At 41.5% G+C, this 22,334-nt stretch carries 11 protein-coding genes and 1 tRNA gene; 6 read left to right on the top strand and 6 right to left on the bottom strand.

Going from position 1 to position 22,334, the window contains the following annotated elements; genetic code table 11:
- Nucleotides 1-41: 41 nt before the first annotated feature.
- Nucleotides 42-132 (top strand) — tRNA-Ser (locus tag C9J48_RS06720).
- 480 nt (nt 133-612) lie between these two features.
- The gene (locus tag C9J48_RS06715; RefSeq protein ID WP_006228995.1) at nt 613-1,875 is read left to right on the top strand and encodes a DEAD/DEAH box helicase; all 1,263 of its coding nucleotides are present in this window, start codon (nt 613-615) and stop codon (nt 1,873-1,875) included.
- Between the two features lie 205 nt (nt 1,876-2,080).
- Here the strand turns inward: C9J48_RS06715 and C9J48_RS06710 are convergent, their stop codons facing one another.
- The 6 genes from C9J48_RS06710 to C9J48_RS06685 are packed head-to-tail and all read right to left on the bottom strand — an operon-like array spanning nt 2,081 to nt 11,174.
- On the bottom strand, nt 2,081-4,222 hold the full coding sequence (locus C9J48_RS06710) for an ATP-binding cassette domain-containing protein (RefSeq protein WP_006228996.1): 2,142 nt from the start codon (nt 4,220-4,222) through the stop codon (nt 2,081-2,083).
- Complete coding sequence (locus C9J48_RS06705; protein WP_006228997.1) at nt 4,219-5,829, bottom strand: ATP-binding cassette domain-containing protein; 1,611 nt, start codon at nt 5,827-5,829, stop codon at nt 4,219-4,221. Before C9J48_RS06705 ends, C9J48_RS06710 begins: the two co-directional genes overlap by 4 nt.
- Nucleotides 5,830-5,841: 12 nt before the next feature.
- Nucleotides 5,842-7,302, bottom strand: a complete 1,461-nt coding sequence (locus C9J48_RS06700) for a TolC family protein (RefSeq protein ID WP_006228998.1) — start codon at nt 7,300-7,302, stop codon at nt 5,842-5,844.
- The gene (locus C9J48_RS06695) at nt 7,223-9,472 is read right to left on the bottom strand and encodes an ATP-binding response regulator (protein WP_006229000.1); all 2,250 of its coding nucleotides are present in this window, start codon (nt 9,470-9,472) and stop codon (nt 7,223-7,225) included. Before C9J48_RS06695 ends, C9J48_RS06700 begins: the two co-directional genes overlap by 80 nt.
- Before the next feature lie 6 nt (nt 9,473-9,478).
- Complete coding sequence (locus tag C9J48_RS06690) at nt 9,479-10,816, bottom strand: HlyD family type I secretion periplasmic adaptor subunit (protein ID WP_006229001.1); 1,338 nt, start codon at nt 10,814-10,816, stop codon at nt 9,479-9,481.
- A gap of 31 nt (nt 10,817-10,847) precedes the next feature.
- On the bottom strand, nt 10,848-11,174 hold the full coding sequence (locus C9J48_RS06685; protein ID WP_006229002.1) for an Hpt domain-containing protein: 327 nt from the start codon (nt 11,172-11,174) through the stop codon (nt 10,848-10,850).
- Nucleotides 11,175-11,483: 309 nt separating this feature from the next.
- Here C9J48_RS06685 and C9J48_RS06675 point away from each other — a divergent pair, with 309 nt between their 5' ends.
- The 4 genes from C9J48_RS06675 to C9J48_RS06660 all read left to right on the top strand — a co-directional run bounded on the left by C9J48_RS06675 (nt 11,484) and on the right by C9J48_RS06660 (nt 22,033).
- Nucleotides 11,484-18,575, top strand: a complete 7,092-nt coding sequence (locus C9J48_RS06675; protein WP_006229003.1) for a tandem-95 repeat protein — start codon at nt 11,484-11,486, stop codon at nt 18,573-18,575.
- Between the two features lie 185 nt (nt 18,576-18,760).
- Nucleotides 18,761-19,423 (top strand): hypothetical protein, encoded by a 663-nt coding sequence (locus C9J48_RS06670; RefSeq protein ID WP_006229005.1) that lies wholly within the window; start codon nt 18,761-18,763, stop codon nt 19,421-19,423.
- A gap of 12 nt (nt 19,424-19,435) precedes the next feature.
- On the top strand, nt 19,436-19,807 hold the full coding sequence (locus tag C9J48_RS06665; RefSeq protein WP_006229006.1) for a VanZ family protein: 372 nt from the start codon (nt 19,436-19,438) through the stop codon (nt 19,805-19,807).
- A gap of 396 nt (nt 19,808-20,203) precedes the next feature.
- Nucleotides 20,204-22,033 carry a methyl-accepting chemotaxis protein gene (locus C9J48_RS06660; RefSeq protein ID WP_036802566.1) on the top strand — a complete coding sequence of 610 codons (1,830 nt, stop codon included), beginning with the start codon at nt 20,204-20,206 and terminating at the stop codon, nt 22,031-22,033.
- Nucleotides 22,034-22,334 lie beyond the last annotated feature (301 nt).

The raw sequence follows: 22,334 nt of genomic DNA, 5'->3' as shown, positions 1-22,334 counted from the left end.
GGTTTACAGTTAGCTTCAGCGTCTGTACTATTCACCGCGTTGGAGAGATGGCTGAGTGGTCGAAAGCACCGGTCTTGAAAACCGGCAAGGGTTTATAGCCCTTCTAGGGTTCAAATCCCTATCTCTCCGCCACATTCAAAGAAACCGCTACTCTGTTAGCGGTTTTTTTACGTCTGGATTTTACCCAAGAAGATAGGGATGCAGAATCCTAGACAGGGTTCACCTGAGCGAAGCGAAAGCACATTGCCCGTACCGAAGGTGCGAAAAGGCAATAGCCCGAAGGGTACGAGCTTGCGAGTAATAAATCCCTATCTCTCCGCCCTTTTTGCGTCTAGCGCATGTGGCAAGAGGGATTTGTTCCAAATCCACCTCACCCAGAACACTCCACCATATTCAAAGAAGCCGCTACATTGTTAGCGGCTTCTTTATGTCTGGAGTTTACCTCGCTTAAAGTACAGTTCTTCCCTATAAACAAGGTATAACTATATAAGGTAAGCAATACACATGAGGGTATGCCTGTTACTCATGGTTCATGTATAATGTGATCTAAGTTCTGCTGTAAGTGCACCTAGCCTAACAGTTTGTTTATTTTTCATATACCTGAGACGCCAAATGTCATTCTCCAACCTTGGATTAAGCGACCCGATTTTAAAAGCAGTAGCCGAATTAGGCTACGAGACCCCTACGCCGATTCAAGAGAAGGCGATTCCGGTCATCTTGACGGGTAAAAACCTGATTGCAGCCGCACAGACGGGTACAGGTAAAACGGCTAGTTTTGTACTGCCTCTATTAGAAAAATTCAGTGATATGCCGCCAATACGTGCAAAGCGTATTCGTGCCCTTATTCTTGTACCTACTCGCGAATTAGCAGTACAGGTTGACGCGAACATTACTCAATATAGCAAGCACCTATCGCTGACTTCGTTAGCGATGTACGGTGGTGTTGACTATAAAGATCAAAAGCAACGTCTGATTGACGGTGTCGATATTCTGGTTGCAACACCAGGACGACTTCTTGATATGTATACTCAACGAGCGTTACATTTTGATGAGTTAGAAGTATTGGTTCTGGATGAAGCCGATAGAATGCTCGACATGGGCTTTATCGAAGACATCAATAAAATCCTTGAACGTTTGCCAAAAGAAAGACAAAACCTGCTGTTTTCAGCAACACTGTCTGATCAAGTACGCGTTTTAGCTAAAACAGCAGTTGAGCGTCCAGTTGAGATATCGGTTTCACCTGAAAACACAACAACACCAAAAATTGACCAATGGTTGATCACTGTTGATAAAGATAAGAAATCAGCATTGTTGAGCCACATGATTAAAGAAAATGAGTGGAAGCAAGCACTTATTTTCATTCAAACGAAGCATGGTGCCGCTAAATTAGTCGGCCAGCTTGAAAAGCGTGGCATCGTAGCAGAGGCTATTCACGGCGGTAGAAGCCAAGCAGTGCGTGAAAAACTGTTGAATGATTTTAAATCAGGCGAACTTGGTTTATTGGTTGCGACAGGTATTGCTGCGCGTGGTATCGATATTGATGATCTTACGCGTGTTATTAACTACGACTTGCCTGATCAAGCTGATGATTACGTTCACCGTATTGGTCGTACAGGTCGTGCTGGCGCAACGGGTGAGGCGATTTCATTTGTATCACGTGATGACTTCAGACACTTATGTGCGATTGAAACTCGTCTTGGTCATTTGATTGTTCGTAAAGAAATCGAAGGCTTTGTTCCTCAAAAAGAAGTGCCTGTTTCTATTTTGAATTACGTGCCAGAAACGAAAATTGCGGCAAGACGTAAGAACTTTAAAAACAAGCAAAATAGCCAAGATAAACCAACGAGCCATGCTATACCTAAAGGCAGACGCTAAAGCGTAAAGTAAGACAGAATACAGATAGCCAGATAAAGCATAAGTGGTTTATCAAAAAGGGCTATTGAACTATCCACCAATTCCTTTTTAAGCCGTAAAGCTAAGGGGAGTTGGTGTTTATTCTCCCTCCTTATTCATACCGCGCATTACCACATAAACCCGTCATGGTACTTTCATCTTTGATATAGCAATGTGTAATAGTGCCTTAACTCTTAATCGTCTGAATTACTTTATCTGGGAAACCAAAGTATTTTTGCGCACCATCATGATCAAGTAATAAACAGTTATTTGAGGCTGCAATATAAGACTTGTCGTTAGTCGTAAAAATGACCGTCGCTTCTGCCAGTTTCTCAGTAAATAACTTATTGATGTATTTCACGTATTCTTTTTCGCAGCCCACAAAAGGCTCATCAATAACAATGATCCCTTGATCACAGCAACCGAGACCCAATGCCATCCGCAGTGATTGCTGCACGCCATTAGGTAATTGCTCGACATAATCTGACGACATATGTGTATCTAGCCCATCGGGTAACCAGGGGTGTAAGTCAAAGAAGTCGATAATTTCTTCCATCTGATGTTTCGCAATTACACCGTCATGAATGATGAAATTAGATTCCAGCGTTCCTTCAAAAATGTGCAGTTCAAAGGGAATGTAGTTAATGGCTTTACGATAGCGGAAATTATTAAACTGCTTAATGTTGTAACCATCCAGTAAAATGCCGCCTTGATAGCGATCTTCCAATCCAGCCAACATACTGAGAAGAGTCGTTTTTCCTGAACCTGAAATACCCGATATCGAGACTTTGTCACCAGCTTGTACGTTAAAGGCTAGGTTCGTTAATCCATTCGGTGCACCTTGATAGCGGTGACTAAGGCCATTAACGGCGATATTCCCTTTGAAATGTCGAATTGGCGGGCTTTTTTCTAAATGATAACGGTCGTCATTGAGCGACATTAACGCGTTAATCTGCGTACTTGCAGCTTTAATGGTTTTGAACTTAGTAATGGAGTTATAAATCCCCATAATAGGCCCTAGTGCTTTCCACACTAAGATGATGATGGCAAGCATTGCACCTGCTTCTGTTTCACCCGCCATTACGCCTAAGACGGCAGTGATGATACTCGCTGTACCGATGGCTTGAATTAACCCTTGCCCCATGGATTGGATTTTACCGTTGGTTATCGAGACACTTTTAGCATCATCCAAACTTTGGTTATGTGCGGCATGAAAACGTGAACGAATAACACGCAGTAATGGTAACCCCTGAATGGTATTAATGCTGCGTAATAGCTCATTCCATTGATAAGACACCATGGCATTGGCACGCGAACTTTTGGCTGTTGCTTGGGTGTAGATATAGCGTGAATACACGCAGAATACTAACATCAAAGCAATACCTGCTAATACGGTAAGGGCGGCAGTCCCTGAAATGATAGTGATTGCCAAAATGAAGATGATGACAAACGGCATATCAAAGTAGCTGAGTGTTGATTCTGCGGTCACCAATTTACGTAGTTGGTCGATGTCTTTCAAACGGGCTAATTGTGATGATACTCCTGCTGATGATGTCATCGAATAGGGTAGCCATAACAGTTTGCTAATGACATTTTGGGATATATGAGTAGCAAGATCTTTACCTGATGTTGCGAGTATATTCATTCGAATACGTTTGAATCCATATTCAGCAAACGCCAGAAATATCGCTAATGCTGTTAGCCAGAATAGAGTGGTTTCAGAACCTGAGGTTAGCGCGAAGCTGTAGACTCCCATGATAAAAAATGGCTGCATGGCACCAAGCACATTGATGATCAAACTCAGTAGCACTAAACTTTTTATTTCATCGTTATAACGGTAAAACGCGTATTTTATCCAGTTAGATTTGTCTTGGGATTCTGGTGGTGGTTCTCGAAATATTTTCGAATATTCCGATATTTCACACACCGTACACGCTTCATTGGTAAGCGCATGTTCAAGCAGTACATTGTTTCGGTAGTCGAACAGCTTTGCCATGCCGTTTTCAATACCTAAAAAGATGGTGCATACATTATCGAATTCGATAAAAGCAGGTACAGAAACATGCTCCAGCTGATGCATATTCTGGTGGCGTTGTTTTTTACATTCGTAATCTAACCGTGACAAGGTACTGGCAAAGCTGTCGATGTCTTTGTCTTGAGGAATAAAGGCATCGGTTAATATTTCGGGGGTGCCTTCCCACTGCAGCGTGACTAAAGTATAAGCGATACCTAATATGGTTGGAGAGTCACGGTAACGCTCTTTGAATTTAGCGGATCCAAAGTCGCCTAGTCGTTCTTCAGTATTGCTGAAATCGATCAATACGCTCATGCGACAACCACCTTCTTCATTAATTTATGCTTAACCAAACGGGTGTCGAGCTGCCCCAATTTGTTGCTGACGATAATGCAGATGAAGTTGTTAGATTTTGGTGCAATACATGATAATAATAAACGTCCAAACTGCTCGTCATACACCATGTCGATATCATCAATCATTAATACTGGTTTACTACTGAGTAAGGCTCGAACAACCAATAATGCGAATAATACCTGACGTGAAAATGGTAACTGAGTGTGGCTTGATATTTGGGTATAAAAGCCATTTTTCAAACCATCTATATTGTTTTTTATTGCTAAGTTTTCGCACAAAGAAAAAGCGGCATTATTCAAGTGTGGACGAAAACATGTGAGGTTATCGATGATCGACCCCTCGACTAATGTGGTATTTTTGTCGACTTTGATGATGTCATTACGCCATGTGGCATATTCAATATCAGTTAGCGGCTGTTCATTGACGTGAATCGTGATCGTATCATCGTGAGTATCCCGTGTTAGACAGCGCAGAAGGTGGCTTTTCCCCGTGCCGCTCGGGCCCGTGAAGAGGTGAATACTGCCTTTAGATAGCTCGAAATTTTGTGGAAGGCTTATCCCATCTATTGGTTGAGTATGCAGCGACAGGGTATTTACTGCCGGTAAGGGAGCATCTTCATGGGCGGTGGCTTCCAATTCCAGCAGTTCACAAATACGCTCAATGTGCATTTGGTTTACCCGCCAGCGGCTCAAGGTTCTCATTACTTGCTGGTAAGGGGCAAAGTAGCGATTGGTGAGAAGAATTACGGCTGCCATAACCCCTTGGCTAATTTCCAAGTTGATGACCGCACGCGCACAAAGCACGACTACTAAGGCGACAGAGAGTTGTTGAATTAAGTTTAAGGTGAGATTGAAAGATGATTCAAGGCGTTCGTATTCAATGCTTTGGGTTTCACGTTCTCCGATCATTTCGACCATCACGCTCTCTACGCGATATTCCATGGTACGGCTTTTAATGTCTAATGGATTAGAGACGATCTCGATGATCTTGGAATTGGTTAACCCTTCGATATCAGATCGTTGTGATAAAACATCGACTCGCTTTTGAGCAAGAAAGCGTGCAGTCACAAATAAAATGCTTGAAGCGATGATAAGGGCTAAGCCTGCCCACATATTGATCAAAAAGATGATCAATACGGTTATAGCACTAGTACCACCGTTGATCAGCGCTTTGATCGATTCCCCGCCGAAAAACTGTTTAATATCTGGGATCGTCGAAATACGTTCGAGGTATTCTCCCATTTCCAGACGGTTAAAACGTTCAATATTGGCGGCACAAATAGCAAGAAAGACACTATTGGTTAGCTGGCTTTCAAACCGTTTCATAATAACTGATACTAAGTATTCTTCTTGGCGTTTTAACTGATAGTCGATAAAGATGGCAGTCAAAATAACGGCAAATAATAACATCAACGAGTTGGTTGATTGATTCGGTAAGATACGGTCAAAAATAATTAAAATAGAAAAAGGTAATACCAAACCGAGTAGCGTGGTCATGACGGTAGAAAAGACCAAGTAAACTTTATCGATAGGGTTGATCTTTCGAGTAAATAAATGACTTTTCATTGTTTACTCCTTTTATTGAATTAAGAGATGCAGTGGAATAGGGGAGTCGGTTTTCCTATCGCTAACGGGGGACATTTGTTCGGCTATTTTCCCTATTGTATTCATGTTCAAGTTACCAATCAGCTCGTTAAGCTGTAGCAAATTAATGATGTAGTCGTAACGGGCACTTTCATAATCTCGGATGCTGCTATACAGCTTACTTTCAGCGGAAAGGAGATCGGTGATTGTACGTGTACCCAATTTATGGGCTTTTTGAATGCCATTATAAGAGGCGTAATTGGCTTGAATGATGGTTTTTAAGCTGGCTAGCGACGCGGAATAATCGTTAATGTTATATATGAATTCATCGAACTGCTGTTGGCTTTGATTTTTACTGTCTTGTAAATCAATTTCGGTGCGTTCTATGTTGACTTTGTTTTGTTCATAGCGGTAGTAATCACGACCGCCATTTAAAATCGGCACATCGAGCTTTAGGGTATAAACGGCTTCTTCTGTCACCCCATTATCGGGAAATATAGTGGCTGAGACGTCATTGGTATCGTCATAGGTATAACCGATACTACCCGTTAGTGAAGGTGCAAAGGTTGCCCCCGTTTCTTTTAGGGTTTGTTTGCTTTTTTTGACTTGCTGCTGAGCGATAAGTAAGTCATAACCCGAGGTATACAAGATATCGTTTAGGCGACGTTCTCGATCTAAAGGGATCTCGGTGAATTCTATCGTTGATTGCAGATCATAGTCGGGATTCAAAGGGCGCTGAACAATCGTTTCAAGCTGAGTCAGTATGACTTTTTGATCTTTTTTCAAAGTACGTAGTGTGTTTGCAGTCCCTTCTTTTTGGGCTAATACTTCGTATTTTTCAGTCCCTGCCACATTCCCTAGTTCGACGTTACGCGTTATTAATTTTAAACGGGAGATTGAAGAGTTCAACTCTGCCTGGGTCGCACGAATTTGGGCGCTACTTTTCAAGTATTCAAAATAGGTTGTAGATGCATCTCGGATAATGGCTTGGCGTGTTTGTTCGGTTTTTAGGGTTTCAATATCAACATCAATACGTGTGTTGGTGTGTGAATAAATATCACCCAAGTTAAATAACGTTTGTGACAAAGTAACGTTAACACCGTGGTCATTATAACTGTTGTCGGTATTAGACCCCGATGTTTGATGTGTTGAACCATCATTCCAATTGGTATTAGCGGATACATTTAACGAAGGAAGAAACTTTCCACGGTTAATATCGAGATCATATTGTGATGATCGTAAGCCAGTTTCAGCACTGTTGAGTGACAAGTTTTCTTGTAAGGCTATATCGACCACGTCCAATAAATTGGCAGCAGAGGCTGTTAAGGGCGGTGATAGCCCCAATAATAAAGCACATGACACTGCGGTTGAAACGCTAACAGATCTTCTTAATTGCCATGTATTTTTTAATAACTTTAATAATTTCATCACTTTTATACGGCTTGCTGATGACATAGTCCATCCCTGCTTCAATACATGACTTGTGCTCTGTTGCACTGGTGAGTGCGGTTGCGCCAATAATAGTGGCGGGTTGGTTGATATCCTTTTCCTCTTCCCGCTGGCGAATTAATTTTGTGGCTTCTAGCCCCCCCATACCGGGCATAATGCAGTCCATAAATACAATGTCGGCACCATGTTCTTTCATATATTCGACAGCTTGTGCACCATCACTAACGGTATGAGAGTCATAGCCTTGTTTGCTAAGTAGCTTTTTCAATAAGAATTGCTGAACGCGATCATCTTCAACAATCAAGAAAGTGCTTTGTGTTTGTGTATTGGTTTCTTCAGTTTCTTTAAGCGCTTCTGATAAGTTAGGAATGAACTCATACGGTATTAACGGGGTATAGAACACGCGATCAACATATGAATGGGTATCTTGCACCGTGCTTGATTCTGATGCTGCTAGAAATAATTTCGTTTTAGCAGATTTTTTCAGACGTGAATGCAATGTCTTACAGAAAGATTTTAGCTGAATGCCTTTTAGCGTATCGGTGATAATAATGGCATCGTAATTACCAATAACAGGTAATGATTGGAAGATGTCATTGGCGGTGCGGATCACCTCAACCGTTGCACCATATTGAGTTAAAATTCGTGACATGATATCGATTTGTAGTGGGGAATCGGTACAAATCATAATGTGTTTATTTTCAAGCGAACGTTCAACGCGATAAAAGCTCTTTGGCGTAATATCAATGGCAATATGCAGCTGCTGAAAAGATTGCACTGGTAAGCCGTCGAGATGTATTTTGGGGGCTTGAAACCATAATGATTTAAAACGACTTACCTTGGTTAAAATCGCTTTAGACCATTCATCATTAATGCCGCTTTTCTCTTCGACAGGATCCCATGATGTATCTTGGATTCTGGCAAGATCCACGTTATCGGTTGGCAAGAATAATATTTCAAAGATCAAACGGGTTTGTTCAACGTCTTCTGCCGCTTCAGTGCGGATTCTCAATAATATGTGTTTTTCATTTTGTGCCGATATAGCATTAGATAGTTGTAAGAATAGAACCCAAAATAAGCTGGTGGAATTCCCTTCAATGACTTCTGGTAAGTTATCATCTAAGTCGCATTCTAAGGTACGTTGTGACTGCTGTGTTTTTGCGGTTAAGTGCACAATCAATTCAGACATGAAAGGTAAAAAAGACACATTGCCTGTTTGACTCTTATTACCACCAGAAATTAATCGATTATAGTTATCAGCAAGATCGGATAAGGTATTTGTTGCCAGCGTAATATCACGCGCCATTACGGCACCATTCTCGCCAGCATCTTGTGCCATTAAGCGTACCCCACCTTGAATAGTGTTTGTCATACCGCGAATTTCATAGCCAATAAGGGCGTAAAGTTGGCGGTATAAATCGGCGTTGCGCTTTTGAAATTCAACATCTTGATACATGGATGACAGATTGGCGAAGATACGCCTTTCTGTCGGCGTTGTTTCGAGATTATTAAGTCGTGCCTGAATACCCTTGGCATCGATGTTTTCAAGCTGAGTTGCAAGCTGTTCAACATCATGATGGGCGTGAGTATTGTGCTTGTTCATCTGCTTTCTACGAGATGTTTGCATTAACATGAGAACAATAGCCATGCAGATACTGAGTACGAAAATCAGAAGAGCTTGATAAAAAAGCTGTTGCTGTGCGTTGTAATAATCGGCTTCAATAATATTAATGAGGTTCTGATGAGCGGCTTGTAGTGCGACATAGCTGTTGAGTAACGATTGTTGAAAGGCTGTGATATCACCCTTAGCCAGATATTTATCAATCGATACTTGCAGTTGTGGATGTACAACATTGCCAACTAAGCTGACTTTAGACTTTTCGGTGGAAGCAAGGTGTTCAAAGTCAGTGAGTTGTTGATGTAGTTCGCTAATTGGCAAACCAATATGGAGGGAACTAGGTACACATTGTGTGTTCTCACAACCAATGACTGCTTGCATTAGCGTTTCAGTTTTACTTACCAGTGCTGCTGAACTTTGCAATAAGTTAGATTGTAGGCTGCTGGTGTAATCGACGTTATTATTCAGCCAACGCCAACCAACTAGAGTTTGCGCGAGTATAAACCCTACAAGTAAGACGAATGAGATTCCAGTGATTCTATTCTTTGATGTGTTCACAAATAATTACCTCTCATCAAATGCGTCTTCCATGGCACTCATTACAGGTTTTAATGCGTAATCAATGGCGTAGCGTGAGCCTGTCTTAATATCGGCAGTGAATTCCATATAAGGTGATAGCGTGTATTTTGCACCAGATTTTTCAAGAAAATCCTGCTGAATAGTGATCTTCGCAATATAGAATTCATTTTCCTCTTCTTCGTATGACGAACGACTAATCGAATTTATCGTGCCTGAAACGAACCCATATTTGGCAAAGTTATAGGTATCAAACTTCAACTTCACTTCTTGGCCTATCTCAACAAATCCCATATCTTTCTTTGGTATTTTAGCTTCGCCGTGCAATGTATTTTTGATTGGCGAAATGTCAGCGATACTCTCATTAGGAGGTATAACGGCTGATTTAAAGTTGAAATGTACTTTGTCGACTACGCCATCAACGGGTGAATACACCGTTAAGCGATCTACTTTGTCGGTATGCTGTGGTAGTTGCGCTTTTTTCAACGAAAGATCTTTTTCGAGTTGGTTTATTTGTGTTTGGTATTCGGCATTACGACTAGCTATGGTGTCATTCAGTTGTTTTTCCAGCCGCGCAGATTGAAACTGCTCGTTCATTAGAGCTTCATCGAGGTTTTCGATTTCTCGTAACATGTTTGTTTCTTGTACTTTCATATTGAGTACATCGATGTAAGACGCCATTTCTTCTTTATAGAGGGTTTCTTTGATTGAGAGCTGCTTGTTGATTAACCCTAATTGCTTACGAGAACTGTTAATACGGTTTTTCATTGAGGCGATAAGGCGTTTTTTATGCTCAATATCAAGGCTCATTAGTTCTTGGTTTGAGGTGTTTTTCTGAAATTCTTTTTGCCATGACTCAGTGTTTTGTGTGATCAGTGAGGGATAAGCACTAAACGATGAGAAGTCAGGAAGGGTTTGGTTAATTAGCCCCAAATAACGGGTAATTTCAATTTCTAATCCAACGATATCTAACGTAGCAGATTTAAGCTGGGTATTACGATCAACCGATTTAAGCCGTGCAATGGGTTGACCTGCGTAAACGTAATCGCCAGTTTTGACTAAGATCGTGTCGAGAATGCCACCTTCTAAGTGTTGTACACGCTCAATATCTGAATCGAGTAGTATTTCACCACGCGATGATACGACGATGTCAATTTGGGCTTGCGAAGCTAGTATGATGAGTAACAGAAAAGCGGCAAACAAAAAGAGCAACGACTTATGTACGGTTGTCATTGCGCTCTTGATATAGACATTATTTTCTATCTCTATGTCGTCATTGTGTTTAGATTCTATTAACGCTTTTTTTATGTGCTTTTCTATGCCCATTGCATCGACTCCTTGAAACAATGACCATTTGCTATACCGTTAACGTTAAAATTTGTTGGTTAACCCTAGCCACTTCTTCTAAAGCTTCATTAAGAAGTTGTACATCCGGTTTTTCGCCACGTTTGCATAAGTTTTCGATGGTTTCTAGTTGTAGTGTGGCTTTCTCTTCACAGAGAGTGAGCAATACGCCTCTAAGGGAATGTATGGTATGAAATAATCCTTCAATATCTTGATTTGCATATTTATTTTGTATTACACGTATATCATCACCATGTTCTTCACTATAGAGATCGATGATCATCGAAATCATGTCGTCGTCATTGTCCATAGAGCTACTGAATTCCGTGTAATTTATCATTATTACTCTCCCTTTTTCTTCAGTTGACACGTCGTACTTAGAATATGAAATGGTTTTCTAAAAGTAATATATGGTCTAGATTTGACTATATATCAAGACAAACTGCAAATTATTGAAGATTCATTATTTGAACGATATTTTATATGTAATACAGCCATTTTCTTGACGTTAAGTGTGCGTAATATCACTATTTTTTCATTTAAAAACAAATCGCTCATCAATATATTTGCCAAACCTTTTTTGTTGTTCTTAGGTATATAAAGGAAGTTTATTTTGTATACAAATGACGGCATTTCATAGAGGTTCCTAATGGCGAAAAATAAAGGCGGTAAACATCATGATAAAAAGAATGATGATGACAATGAATTAAATGATGCTGTTGAGAATATTGCCACGCCAGATGAAGGGGCTGATGAAAACCGCGGTCAGGATAGACAGAATTTGCAAAGTACCGTTGCTGCAGCCACAGCTACCGGCGCTGAGTCATCAGATTTAGCTGATGAAATTAATGCTGCAATGAGTGAAAACCCTTCAGGAGCAGGTCGAGAAGGGCGAGGAGGGCAACGCCGTGCAGAAGAACACAATGCAAATGAGGATAAATCACAAGGTCGAGTTGATAATAAAACAGCACAAGAACCAACAAATAATGGCCGCGATAATAATGAGAATAATGATGTGGCTGGTGGAAATGCACCACAGCCTGTTGGTGGAAATACGCCACAAGGTCAACCTTCTGGTAGTGGCAATGATACGCCTAAACCAAGAGAAGGTATAACCTCAGAGCAACAAAGTGCTGGAGGTGGCCGAGGAGGACAAGCTCGAAATCAAGAGGTAGACACGGTAACAACCAGTGAAACATTTGAGGTTGATGTTGCAGATGCTATTGCTGCTGGTTTATCTGTTGAAGATGAATTTGATACTAAAAGCGCCTCAGAAACGTTAGAAATTCAAGTTAATAACGTGAACGACGAAGTCGTTATTGATGATGAAATTGCACCTATGTTCGGTGGTGCCGAAGATACACAGATCGTACTTACCGAAGATGTGTTATTGGCAAATGCTAGTGATGTTGATGGTGATGATTTAAGTGTCGAAAATTTAAGTATCGAGAATGCGACGTTTGAAATCGCGATTGATCCTGAAACGGGTGAAAAATCATTTGTTGTTACGCCAAATGAAAATGTAAATGGAGAGTTGAAAGTAACGTTTGATGTATCAGATCAGAATGGTAGCGAAGTGGCCTCTGGTGCAACACTGAATGTTACAGCCGTTAATGATGCAGCCGTTGTTACGCCCACCGAGGTTGACGGCACTGAAGATACTGCCATCACCTTCACCCAAGAGATGCTGCTGCAAAATGCGTCTGATGTCGACAGTGATGATCTGACCGCGATTAATCTGAGTATTGATGCGCAATATGGCTCCGTCATCGATAATGACGATGGCACATTTACCTTCACCCCAACCGCCGATTATAACGGAGATGTGCCTTTCACCTTCGATGTCGATGACAGCGATGGGGCAGTGACTCCCGCTTCTGGTAGCCTTGATATTGCAGCCGTTAATGATGCCCCCGTACTTGCAGAAACTTCATACATTGTGAATGAAGACGGCAGCATTGTGATCACTGAAGCCTCGTTAATTGATAATGCGACAGACGTGGATAACGATGCGTTATCAGTAGCAAGTATCAGTTCGGATGAGCATGGAACCGTTACTCAAAGCGATAATGGTGATTGGGTGTATACCCCTAATGCCGATTACAGCGGTGATGCTAACTTAACCATTACATTGAATGACGGTACAGTTGATGCGATGTTCAATGCCCCAGTTACGATTACTCCCGATGCTGATGTACCGTCATTAAGCGTGTCACTGACTGACATGACCTTAGCAGAGTACGGTGTCGGTCAAGACAGCACACTGACAGGTTGGCATACTGACAACCAGAATAACCATATCGAAATCCATCAAGACTATGTCTACGGGGTGGGTGATGATCGTGGTGGCGTGATCGAACTTGAAGCCAATAGTGGCGATGAGTCTAACCTGTACACTAATCTTGATGTGCAAGCTGGCGATGTGGTGACCTTGTCGTTTGATATGTCTGCGCGCCTGAATTATGAAGGGGCAGATTCGCAAGTTGATGTGTACTTTGAAGGGGTATTGATTGATTCCTTGTCCCCAGAAGAAGCGGGCTGGGAAAACCACACCTATCAATTAACCGCGACAACGGATAATCCACGCTTAGAATTTGATTCCCCCGATGATAACAGCCTCGGTGGGCTGCTTGATGCCATCACTGTTGTCAAAGATATTATTGAAGATCAGTCCGTGCCGATCGTCATTGATAGTGCAGTATTGGATGCTGATGAATCTGAATCACTACAATCAATTATTATCGATGGCTTACCTGATGGCGCCACATTGACGGATGGGGTAAACACTTTTATCGCAAACGGCGATGATAACAGTGCAGATGTATTGGGTTGGGATCTCAGTAGTTTGATCTTCCAAGGTGCCGAGGATTTCAATGGTTTGGTGTCACTAGAAGTAACCTCTACGACTGTCGAAAACAGCACCACTGAGGGCGAGGCACCAGAAACAGCATCCACGACCAGTAAGCTGGATTTTGAGGTGCAAGCGGTGAATGATGCGGTTGTGATCGACGCTGACAGCATACCGCAATTTAATACCGATGAAGATGCAGAAATCATTATTACAGAAGCGGCTTTATTGACGAATGCTAGTGATGTCGACGGTGATAACATAATCATTACCAATCTGGCTATCGACAACGCCACCTTTAAAACTGTGATTGACAGTGAAACCGGTGATAAGTCGTTTATTGTCACCCCGAACCAAGATGTGAACGGTGATTTGAATATCACGTTCGATGTATCCGATCAAAACGGTAGCCTTGTATCTTCTGATGGTACATTGACTGTTGCGGCAGTGAATGATGCTGCGGTTGTTGATGATCAAACCTTCACCATGAATGAAGACGGCACCATTACTTTTACCGATGATCAGTTATTACGGAATGCTTCGGATGTCGATCAGGATGATTTAACCGTCGATTCTGTGACATACGGTGGAGCTGATGGTGTATTCACTGATCACGGTGATGGCACGTATACCTTTGCACCGAATGAGAATTTCAATGGTGACGTCGATCTCAGTTTTACTGTTAGCGATGGCACAGCCTTAACCCCAGCGAATATTGATATTCAGGTGGAGGCGGTTAACGATCCCCCTGTCGCAGGTTCTACCTCTTACTCTGTTAACGAAGACGGTATTCTCACTTTTACTGATGCCCAATTACTTGCTAATTCAAGTGATGTGGAAGGCGAGGTCAGTATTGATGCTGTTACGTATTCAGGCACTGATGGGATACTGACTGATCATGGTGATGGTAATTACTCTTTTGCTCCGAACCCTAATTTTGATGGTGATGTCGCTTTTGATGTCGCAGTAAAAGATCAAGAGGGTACGACCGCGACAACTACTGCTGAGGTTGATGTTGTTGCTGTGAACGATACGCCAGTCGTAGCCGGAAACGTGGCTTACAACGTAAATGAAGATGGCACGATTACGCTGACGCAAGAACAGTTATTGATGCATGCATCAGACGTAGACGGTGATGATTTAACAGCAATCAACCTAGAGCTAGAAGCCTTCGGCTCAGTTGAAAACCATGAAGATGGTTCGTTTACTATTAGGCCAGCAGAAAACTTCAATGGTGATTTACAGTTAACATTCGATGTGACTGATGGTCAAGAAACGGTGTCTACAGGGCTAGATTTAACCGTTAATCCGGTTAATGATCCGGTTGTTGCACAAGATGACAATAGCCTTGATGGTATGGAGCCGCTTATTCGCTTAGATGCAGCTCCAGATCATGGTTCTGTACAGTATTTGGATGAAGACGGTGAATGGGCTGATATGGTTATGGGCTTAACGTACCCAGCTGATACTCAAGTACAGTTCACTCCTAATACCGATGAAATTCAGGCTGACACGCGAGATATTCGTGTCGGTAGCTTCGACAGTGATACGTCAACGCGCATTTTTGATGGTAAAGCTACTGTAGAAGATTGGGGTACCGTTGATGGTGATACTGCGGTCTATGTTGAAGATGGCGTTACGATTACGACTCAAGTGAATACGGGAGAGCTTGCTGCGTGGAATGGTGCAGGAACTCATAAAGGAGCCGGGATAGGTAACGAAAGCCGCAATGGTTTAGATACCAATGAAATGCTAACAGTAACGGTTGAAGGGGAAGACGTTAATCAGATCACCTTCCAGCTTGATGGCTTGGGAGGGTATTTTGATGAAACCAGCAGCCATGCAACAGAAGTGACAATCAAGGCGTTTGATGCTGATGGCAATTTGATTGATGCGCAAGGCGGGTATCGAGATTCTGGCGAATACCAAGATACTTACGCGTTTACGACAGATGTACCCGTTCATCACTTTACCCTTGGTACAACAGGCAGCAACGGCACGTACGTTGTTCAAAACATGACGGTGTCACGCACCATGTCTGAAGAAATTCAGATGACGACGATTCAGTCAGACGGTAGCGAAATCAGTCACTCCTTAAACCTCGACCTTAATCACAGCACTGCTGATCAAACGTTGGATATCACCGAACAGTTAGTTGACGTCAACGAAGCGATTACATCTCGTGCTATTGAAGTGGAAGAAGACGGTCAGCTTGTTATTCAGGCTGCAGACTTACTGCTTAACGACAGTGATGCCGATGGCGACACTTTGTCTATCTCTGTAGTTGAAGCGACAGAGGCCACACATGGTGAAGTATCACTAGATGACGATGGTAATGTAGTCTTTACCCCTGATTCTGATTATAACGGACCTGCTTCTTTTTCTTATACCGTAACTGATGGTAATGGCTCTTACGATACGGCAACGGTATCGGTAAACGTGACTCCAACTGATGATCTTCCTGTTGCACCAAGCTTGAGTTTTGATGTTGATGAAGATCAGGTACTGGTGATTGATCCTGCTTATATTTTAAGCCAAGCCAGTGATGGTGATGGCGATCAACTCTCGTTAGAAAGCTTGTCGCTGAAACAACCCCAGAATGGCAGCCTACAGTTACAACAAGATGGTATGTACCACCTCATCACACCGCCTGACTTTAATGGTTTAATCGAGTTAGATTACCAAATTTCAGATGGTAACAATGTGGTCGATGGCGGTATGAAAGTCGATGTGTTACCTGTTAATGATGCACCGTTTAATGGCGGTAATGCGCATTTAACCACTTACGAAGAAGGTGCTTTCACCTTTAATGCCAATGATATGTTGGATTTGTTTGGTGATATTGATGGAGATAATTTAGTCATCTCTCGCATCATTAATACTGACGGTGATGAAAGTGGAACGATTGAAGATAATGAAGACGGAACATGGACATTTACCCCAACAGATGATTATGCAGGAACAACTGAACTGCAAATAGAAGTGAGTGACCCTGATGGGTTAACCACAATGCTAACCATGCCTGTTTTTGTCCGCCCTGTTGCTGATGGTGCCGTGATAACAACAGATCATGATGGACCACTTGTTTTTGATGAAGATACCACAGGTTTACTGGGGTTGAACGTCGATATGATCGACTCATCAGAAGTGTTAAGCCATTTAGTTATTACTGGTTTCCCTGTCGGATTTGAAGTTTCTGATGGTGTACATTCTGTGATGATCACAGAACCAGGACAAATTGTTGATGTTACCGAATGGAGTTTTAATGATCTTTCGATTACTCCACCACAAGACTTTTCTGGTAACTTCTTCATTACTGTGTCGGCAACGACTGCAGATTATGGTGAAACCGCATCAAGCCAAATAACCCAACCGACAGATACCTATGCAGACTTCGATGTGGCTGAAAGTGGGGCATTAACTCTTACTACTGCCGATCTTTTAGCGATGGCTGATGATATTGAAACATCACCTTCAGATGAAGTACACGGTGTACATCTTATTGATCGTAGCCAAGGTGAGCTGGTTGATAACGGAGATGGCACATGGCTATTTACTCCAGCAGGTGAGGTAAGCGGTAACGTTGATTTTGCTTATCAGATAAATCATGACGGTGAAAGTAGTGATGTACAAAGCTCTATTGCTGTAAATGAAGCAGGAGAGGCTGATTTAAATACAAATTCTGTAAATACAGCTCCAAGCGTTGATGCAGTTATAACAACAGAAATAGAAGCCGGAAACACGCTAACGTTTAATGACGTTGACATGCTGGCACAGTTGTCTGATGCACAAGGGGATACGCTGAGTATTGAATCCGTGCAATTAATTACAGGTCAAGGTGTGTTAGAAACCAACAGTGAAGGAGAATATACGTTTGTCCCTGCTGAAGGGTATACCGGTGAGGCGCATATTACTTTCGTTGCGACTGATGGTGAAGAAAGTGTTCGCAGTCATTTTACGGTGAATATTAATGAAGCAGAAGACGGCTCATCGAAACAAGGTAGCGATTTTACACTGGATGAATTTGGTGCCTTACATTTGGCTGAAAACGATATTTTGGTAGCGCTAAACTTGGATTCATCATTGGATGTTACATCGATGGATTACAACGGTGATGACGGTGCTTTGGTCGAGAATGGTGAAGATAATTGGGTATTTTGGACTGATGATGATTTTAATGGTCAGTTGGATCTCGACGTTAGCACGACAGACGGTAATAGTGCAGCAATACATTCGTTGCAACTTGATGTGGCGGAGTATGAAGATCCTGATGCTTCTTCACCCGCAGCACGTCAAGCTAATGAACCTTCTACACAAGAAACCCATGATACACAGACTGTTACGTTAGATGCACAAGCAGCGCAACAAGATAACGATTCTATTAACGATAGTGAGACTGATATAACAGCTGCACCGGGTAGTACTATACGGATTGATATTCCTGATGATGTCACAAGTAACTCTGATGTTGATCAAGTTGAAATCAGTAATCTGCCAGAGGGCGCAACTATTTCAAACGGTATTTTGAATGATGATGGTTCGTACACGATCAGTGGTAACTTATCGCGCCCAGTGAAGATAGAACTTGCCGATGAAAATGAAGGAAAAGAAGAAATTACGTTCGAAGGGCAATCAGACATTGGTACACCGATTGAAGGGGCGACTGGCACGGTAACGATTGAAGTGGATGATGACCATGCTATGCACTCGGGACATCGAGGCAATGATAATTCACGCGGTATGCATGATGAAGACGACTCAAAGGGAGACTGGATGCAGGGTGATAACCGAGACCAAGGCGTTGATGTTATGGATGACAGTGCATCGTATGAAAACGATGAACATACAGCTCAACAAGATGATTCTAACGTGATGGACGACAATTACTCATAGTGTCGCGTTACTTGTGTATAGGTAACTAGACGAGGTTAATTAAAAAACAGCTATACGCTTAACAGTGTGTAGTTGTTTTTGCTTTTTTATTATATGAATGTCTCAATACTTGACGATGTGATTATATATTGTTTCTTTATAATTACTTAAGGTATGGTGACATAAATAAAACATTGGATGTGAATATGTTGGCTCGATTAGGAATGGTTATACAAGCACTATTAGCGACATCAATATTCTATTTGGGTTACACCATTTATTCTTTTACCAGTGCGGTGACGACGGTTGTAGATAGCTATCCTCAATTAATGAGCGATTTAAATGAAACTGCAGAAAAACTGGAAATAGATCAGTGGCTACTGGTAGCAAAGACGTTTGAAGAAATTACGCCACAGGCATTAACACTTGTCGCTGAGTTGAAAACGACTATCGATGACGTTAATCAAACCGTTGCTTCGGTTGATCAAAAAATCCCATCAGTATTACAAGAAGTTAAAGTAATCAGATCTGAGACAATGCCTGCTGTGATACAAGTTGTCGATACGGTCAGTAACAAAACGATACCGCAAACATTAGTGGAGCTAGAAAACTATCGCAAAGATGTGATTCCAATGGTATTACTTGAAAGTAAAGCGTATCGCCAAAATATAATTCCAGCCGTTTTGAATGAATCTGAACAGTTGCGTAAAGAAGTTCCGGTTGTTGTTGCAAAAGTAGATGAAATCGTTGAAAAAAGTGAACAACTTACACAGCAAGCCACACAAGGCGCGGTGAAAGGAGTGATCTTATCACCTATAAATATACTTCGTGAAGCAGGAACAGAGCTTAAATCGAAAGTGAATGAGTAGGGGCTAGGTTAGATGACTTCTCTTTTTCGATTCGTTTACAATTATTGGATTGTTATTACGCTTTTTCTCCTATTTATTATTACGTTTCTTTCGCTCAGCCCACAGCCTAGTTTACCTGATGTTCCGGGTACGGATAAAACACATCATTTCATTGCTTATGCTGCACTTATGTTTGGGGTTGCACTAAGAAAACCGAAAAATTGGCTATTTATTGCTGTGTTATTTATTTGTTGGAGTGGCGGAATAGAATTGATACAACCCTATGTTAACCGTTATGGCGAGTGGCTTGATTTAGCTGCCAATGTAGGTGGTCTTATGTGTGGGGCTATATTGGCGAATATTATTAATCTGTTCTTCCCGCTTACTTCTAATGTAAATAAATAGTCTCCGATAGAGTTGTTCTCCCCTATTTCGATATGGTTATTGTCTAGGGATATTAAAACAGAGCTATTACTCGAGATAATATATATTTATTATGGCTGTGCGTGCACTGCCAGGTGTTGAGTATTAATCTTATGGTGGTTCTATATACTTTCTTTAATATGATGAAATTAAATGATAAGTTGCATATTTAATAGTCGGTAATTATTTTCATGATAAAAATTTCGAGTTATTACTAAATTTTTCACTAGTGTTGCCGTTACATTAATAGAGCCAAGTTAGGTGTTAACCATTATAAAATAAAAAATGCTTGTGTAATAGTAGCTTATTAAAGCATGACCAAGAAATCCGGCTTATTTATTTTACAGCCCTTATTGTGTAGTTGAGAGTGCGTGCCAAATGAAGATAAAACATAAATTACTTTGCCTGACTGGATTGTCGGTGCTTGCCTTGTTATTAGTATTAGCGGTAACGAACCTTGCTAATGAACGTATAATGAAAATTGACAAAACGGTTACAGATGTTAAATCGTTAGAAGTTTCACTACTTAATTTACGTCGAAATGAAAAAGATTTTTTGGCACGTTTAGATCTGAAATATCAAAAGAAATTTTTAGATAACTATTCTATTTTTGAAAGTAAGGCACAAACGCTGAATGTCGAGCTGGATGAGTTATCGGTAAATGTACCGGAATTGAATAACTTAATGCCCAAAATGCAAAACTATAAAACGAGTTATCTTGAGCTGATTCGAAGCTACCAAAACCTTGGTTTAAAGCATTCTGAGGGGCAGTATAAAGTAATGTTCGAACAGTCTGATAGCCTGATGGAGCATGCTGTTCACGAAGGTGCAATCGAGAGTGTTGTTTATTCTCTTATCCTTAAAGCAGAGCTGTTTGCGTTTTCAAATGAGCGTAAATACCTTGATGAGTACCGTGATTTATATAAGAAGCTTGGTAGCATTCAAGATTTAGAACTTAAAGAAGAGCTTGTTCAGTTCAATCATACATTTAATCAGATGAGTGAGCAGAAGAGGCTGATTGGTTTTGCCCACGATGAAGGTTTACGAGGTCAAATCCGTACAGCATCTCACCATGTTGAAGCTATGTTCTCAGATCTGGAAACTCAGCTAGAAAGTGAGCTTACAGAAGCTAAAAGCCGCGTAATGACCATAATTACAGTATCTGTTGTGATAGTGGTTATTGTGTTGGCTTTGCTGTCATTGTATATCAGTAACGGTATTCAACGTAGCATCAACAACCTAACCAAATTAATGTCGGAAATTTCTCGTAGTCATGACTTAACCCGTGTTGCTGATGAGAGCGGTAAAGATGAGTTGGCCGACATGGCGTCTAATTTTAATGGGCTTTTGGCGAGCGTTCGACAACTGATTGGCAATGTTCAGTCTACGATCACCGAGTTGGGTGCAGCCTCTGAGCAGCTACAGCAAAATAGTCAGGCGACAGAGTCTGCTTTGGCTCAGCAGCAGTTAGAGACAGATTCGGTGGCAACGGCTGTTACTGAGATGGGAGAAACTGTAAAAGAGATCGCATCTACAACAGAAGGTGCAGCAGCTAATGCTAATCGAAGCAGCCAAGCTGCGGATTCTGGTTTAGCTGAGATCAAACTAACCAAAGTGCATATTACTTCACTGTCTGGCGAGTTAGATAAAACAAGTGATGAGATTATTAATTTGTCGGAGCTTTCAGTCAATATTGGTACTGTGTTGGAAGTGATCCGTGGTATTGCTGAACAAACCAACTTATTGGCGTTAAATGCAGCCATAGAAGCGGCACGAGCTGGTGAGCAGGGAAGAGGATTTGCTGTTGTGGCAGATGAAGTTCGTACGCTTGCATCCCGAACTCAGCAATCTACGGAAGAGATTTCATCTATTATTACCTCAGTTCAAGAGCAAACAGGGGTTGTTGTTGAGCAAATTGCCAGTTGTCGCACACAAGGTGAACAGAGTGTTGAGCGGGCTAATAGTGCTGAAATTAAGATTGAACAAATCATGGATGATATGCAGCAGGTATTGGATAACAGTACCCAAATTGCTGCTGCAGTAGAGCAGCAAAGTATTGTGGCTGCTGATATTAGCCAGAATGTAACGTCTATTCGTGATATTACCGAAGATAATTCAAATGCTGTACATCAGAACTCTCAGGCTGCCAGTGCGATTGCAGAGCAGACAAGGGAATTGGATAAAGCCATTGCTAGCTTTAATGTTTAGGAGATGACGTTACCTCGGTAAAGTACTTCAAATACGCAATCATCAAAAAGGTCGCCCTAGGCGACCTTTTTTGTATTGTTCGATTTCCACCTTCTGTGCATTAAAGATGCATGGCGTACTGATTCACTTCATCGTAAATTAATTTCGTCGTTTTAAGTACTGCATTGTTGTTAACGTATTTTTCCGTTCAATGGGATTTTAGTCCCCTTATAGTCGTTTTTTAGTGACTACTTTCTAAAAAATCAGCAAGATAAGCGATGTCAGCGCTGGCGTTTTTTCAGTATTTAAGAAGAGATCTGAC

It is taken from the genome of Photobacterium profundum, from assembly GCF_003026285.1.
In the GTDB taxonomy this organism is placed as follows: domain Bacteria; phylum Pseudomonadota; class Gammaproteobacteria; order Enterobacterales; family Vibrionaceae; genus Photobacterium; species Photobacterium profundum.
This window is presented reverse-complemented; position numbering and strand designations above follow the sequence as displayed.

Coding starts and splice junctions, on each gene's coding strand:
- C9J48_RS06675 (WP_006229003.1), top strand. CDS start 11,484: ATGGCGAAAAATAAAGGCGGTAAACATCATGATAAAAAGAATGATGAT.
- C9J48_RS06660 (WP_036802566.1), top strand. CDS start 20,204: ATGAAGATAAAACATAAATTACTTTGCCTGACTGGATTGTCGGTGCTT.
- C9J48_RS06665 (WP_006229006.1), top strand. CDS start 19,436: ATGACTTCTCTTTTTCGATTCGTTTACAATTATTGGATTGTTATTACG.
- C9J48_RS06705 (WP_006228997.1), bottom strand. CDS start 5,829: ATGAAAAGTCATTTATTTACTCGAAAGATCAACCCTATCGATAAAGTT.
- C9J48_RS06685 (WP_006229002.1), bottom strand. CDS start 11,174: ATGATAAATTACACGGAATTCAGTAGCTCTATGGACAATGACGACGAC.
- C9J48_RS06690 (WP_006229001.1), bottom strand. CDS start 10,816: ATGGGCATAGAAAAGCACATAAAAAAAGCGTTAATAGAATCTAAACAC.
- C9J48_RS06700 (WP_006228998.1), bottom strand. CDS start 7,302: ATGTCATCAGCAAGCCGTATAAAAGTGATGAAATTATTAAAGTTATTA.
- C9J48_RS06710 (WP_006228996.1), bottom strand. CDS start 4,222: ATGAGCGTATTGATCGATTTCAGCAATACTGAAGAACGACTAGGCGAC.
- C9J48_RS06670 (WP_006229005.1), top strand. CDS start 18,761: ATGTTGGCTCGATTAGGAATGGTTATACAAGCACTATTAGCGACATCA.
- C9J48_RS06715 (WP_006228995.1), top strand. CDS start 613: ATGTCATTCTCCAACCTTGGATTAAGCGACCCGATTTTAAAAGCAGTA.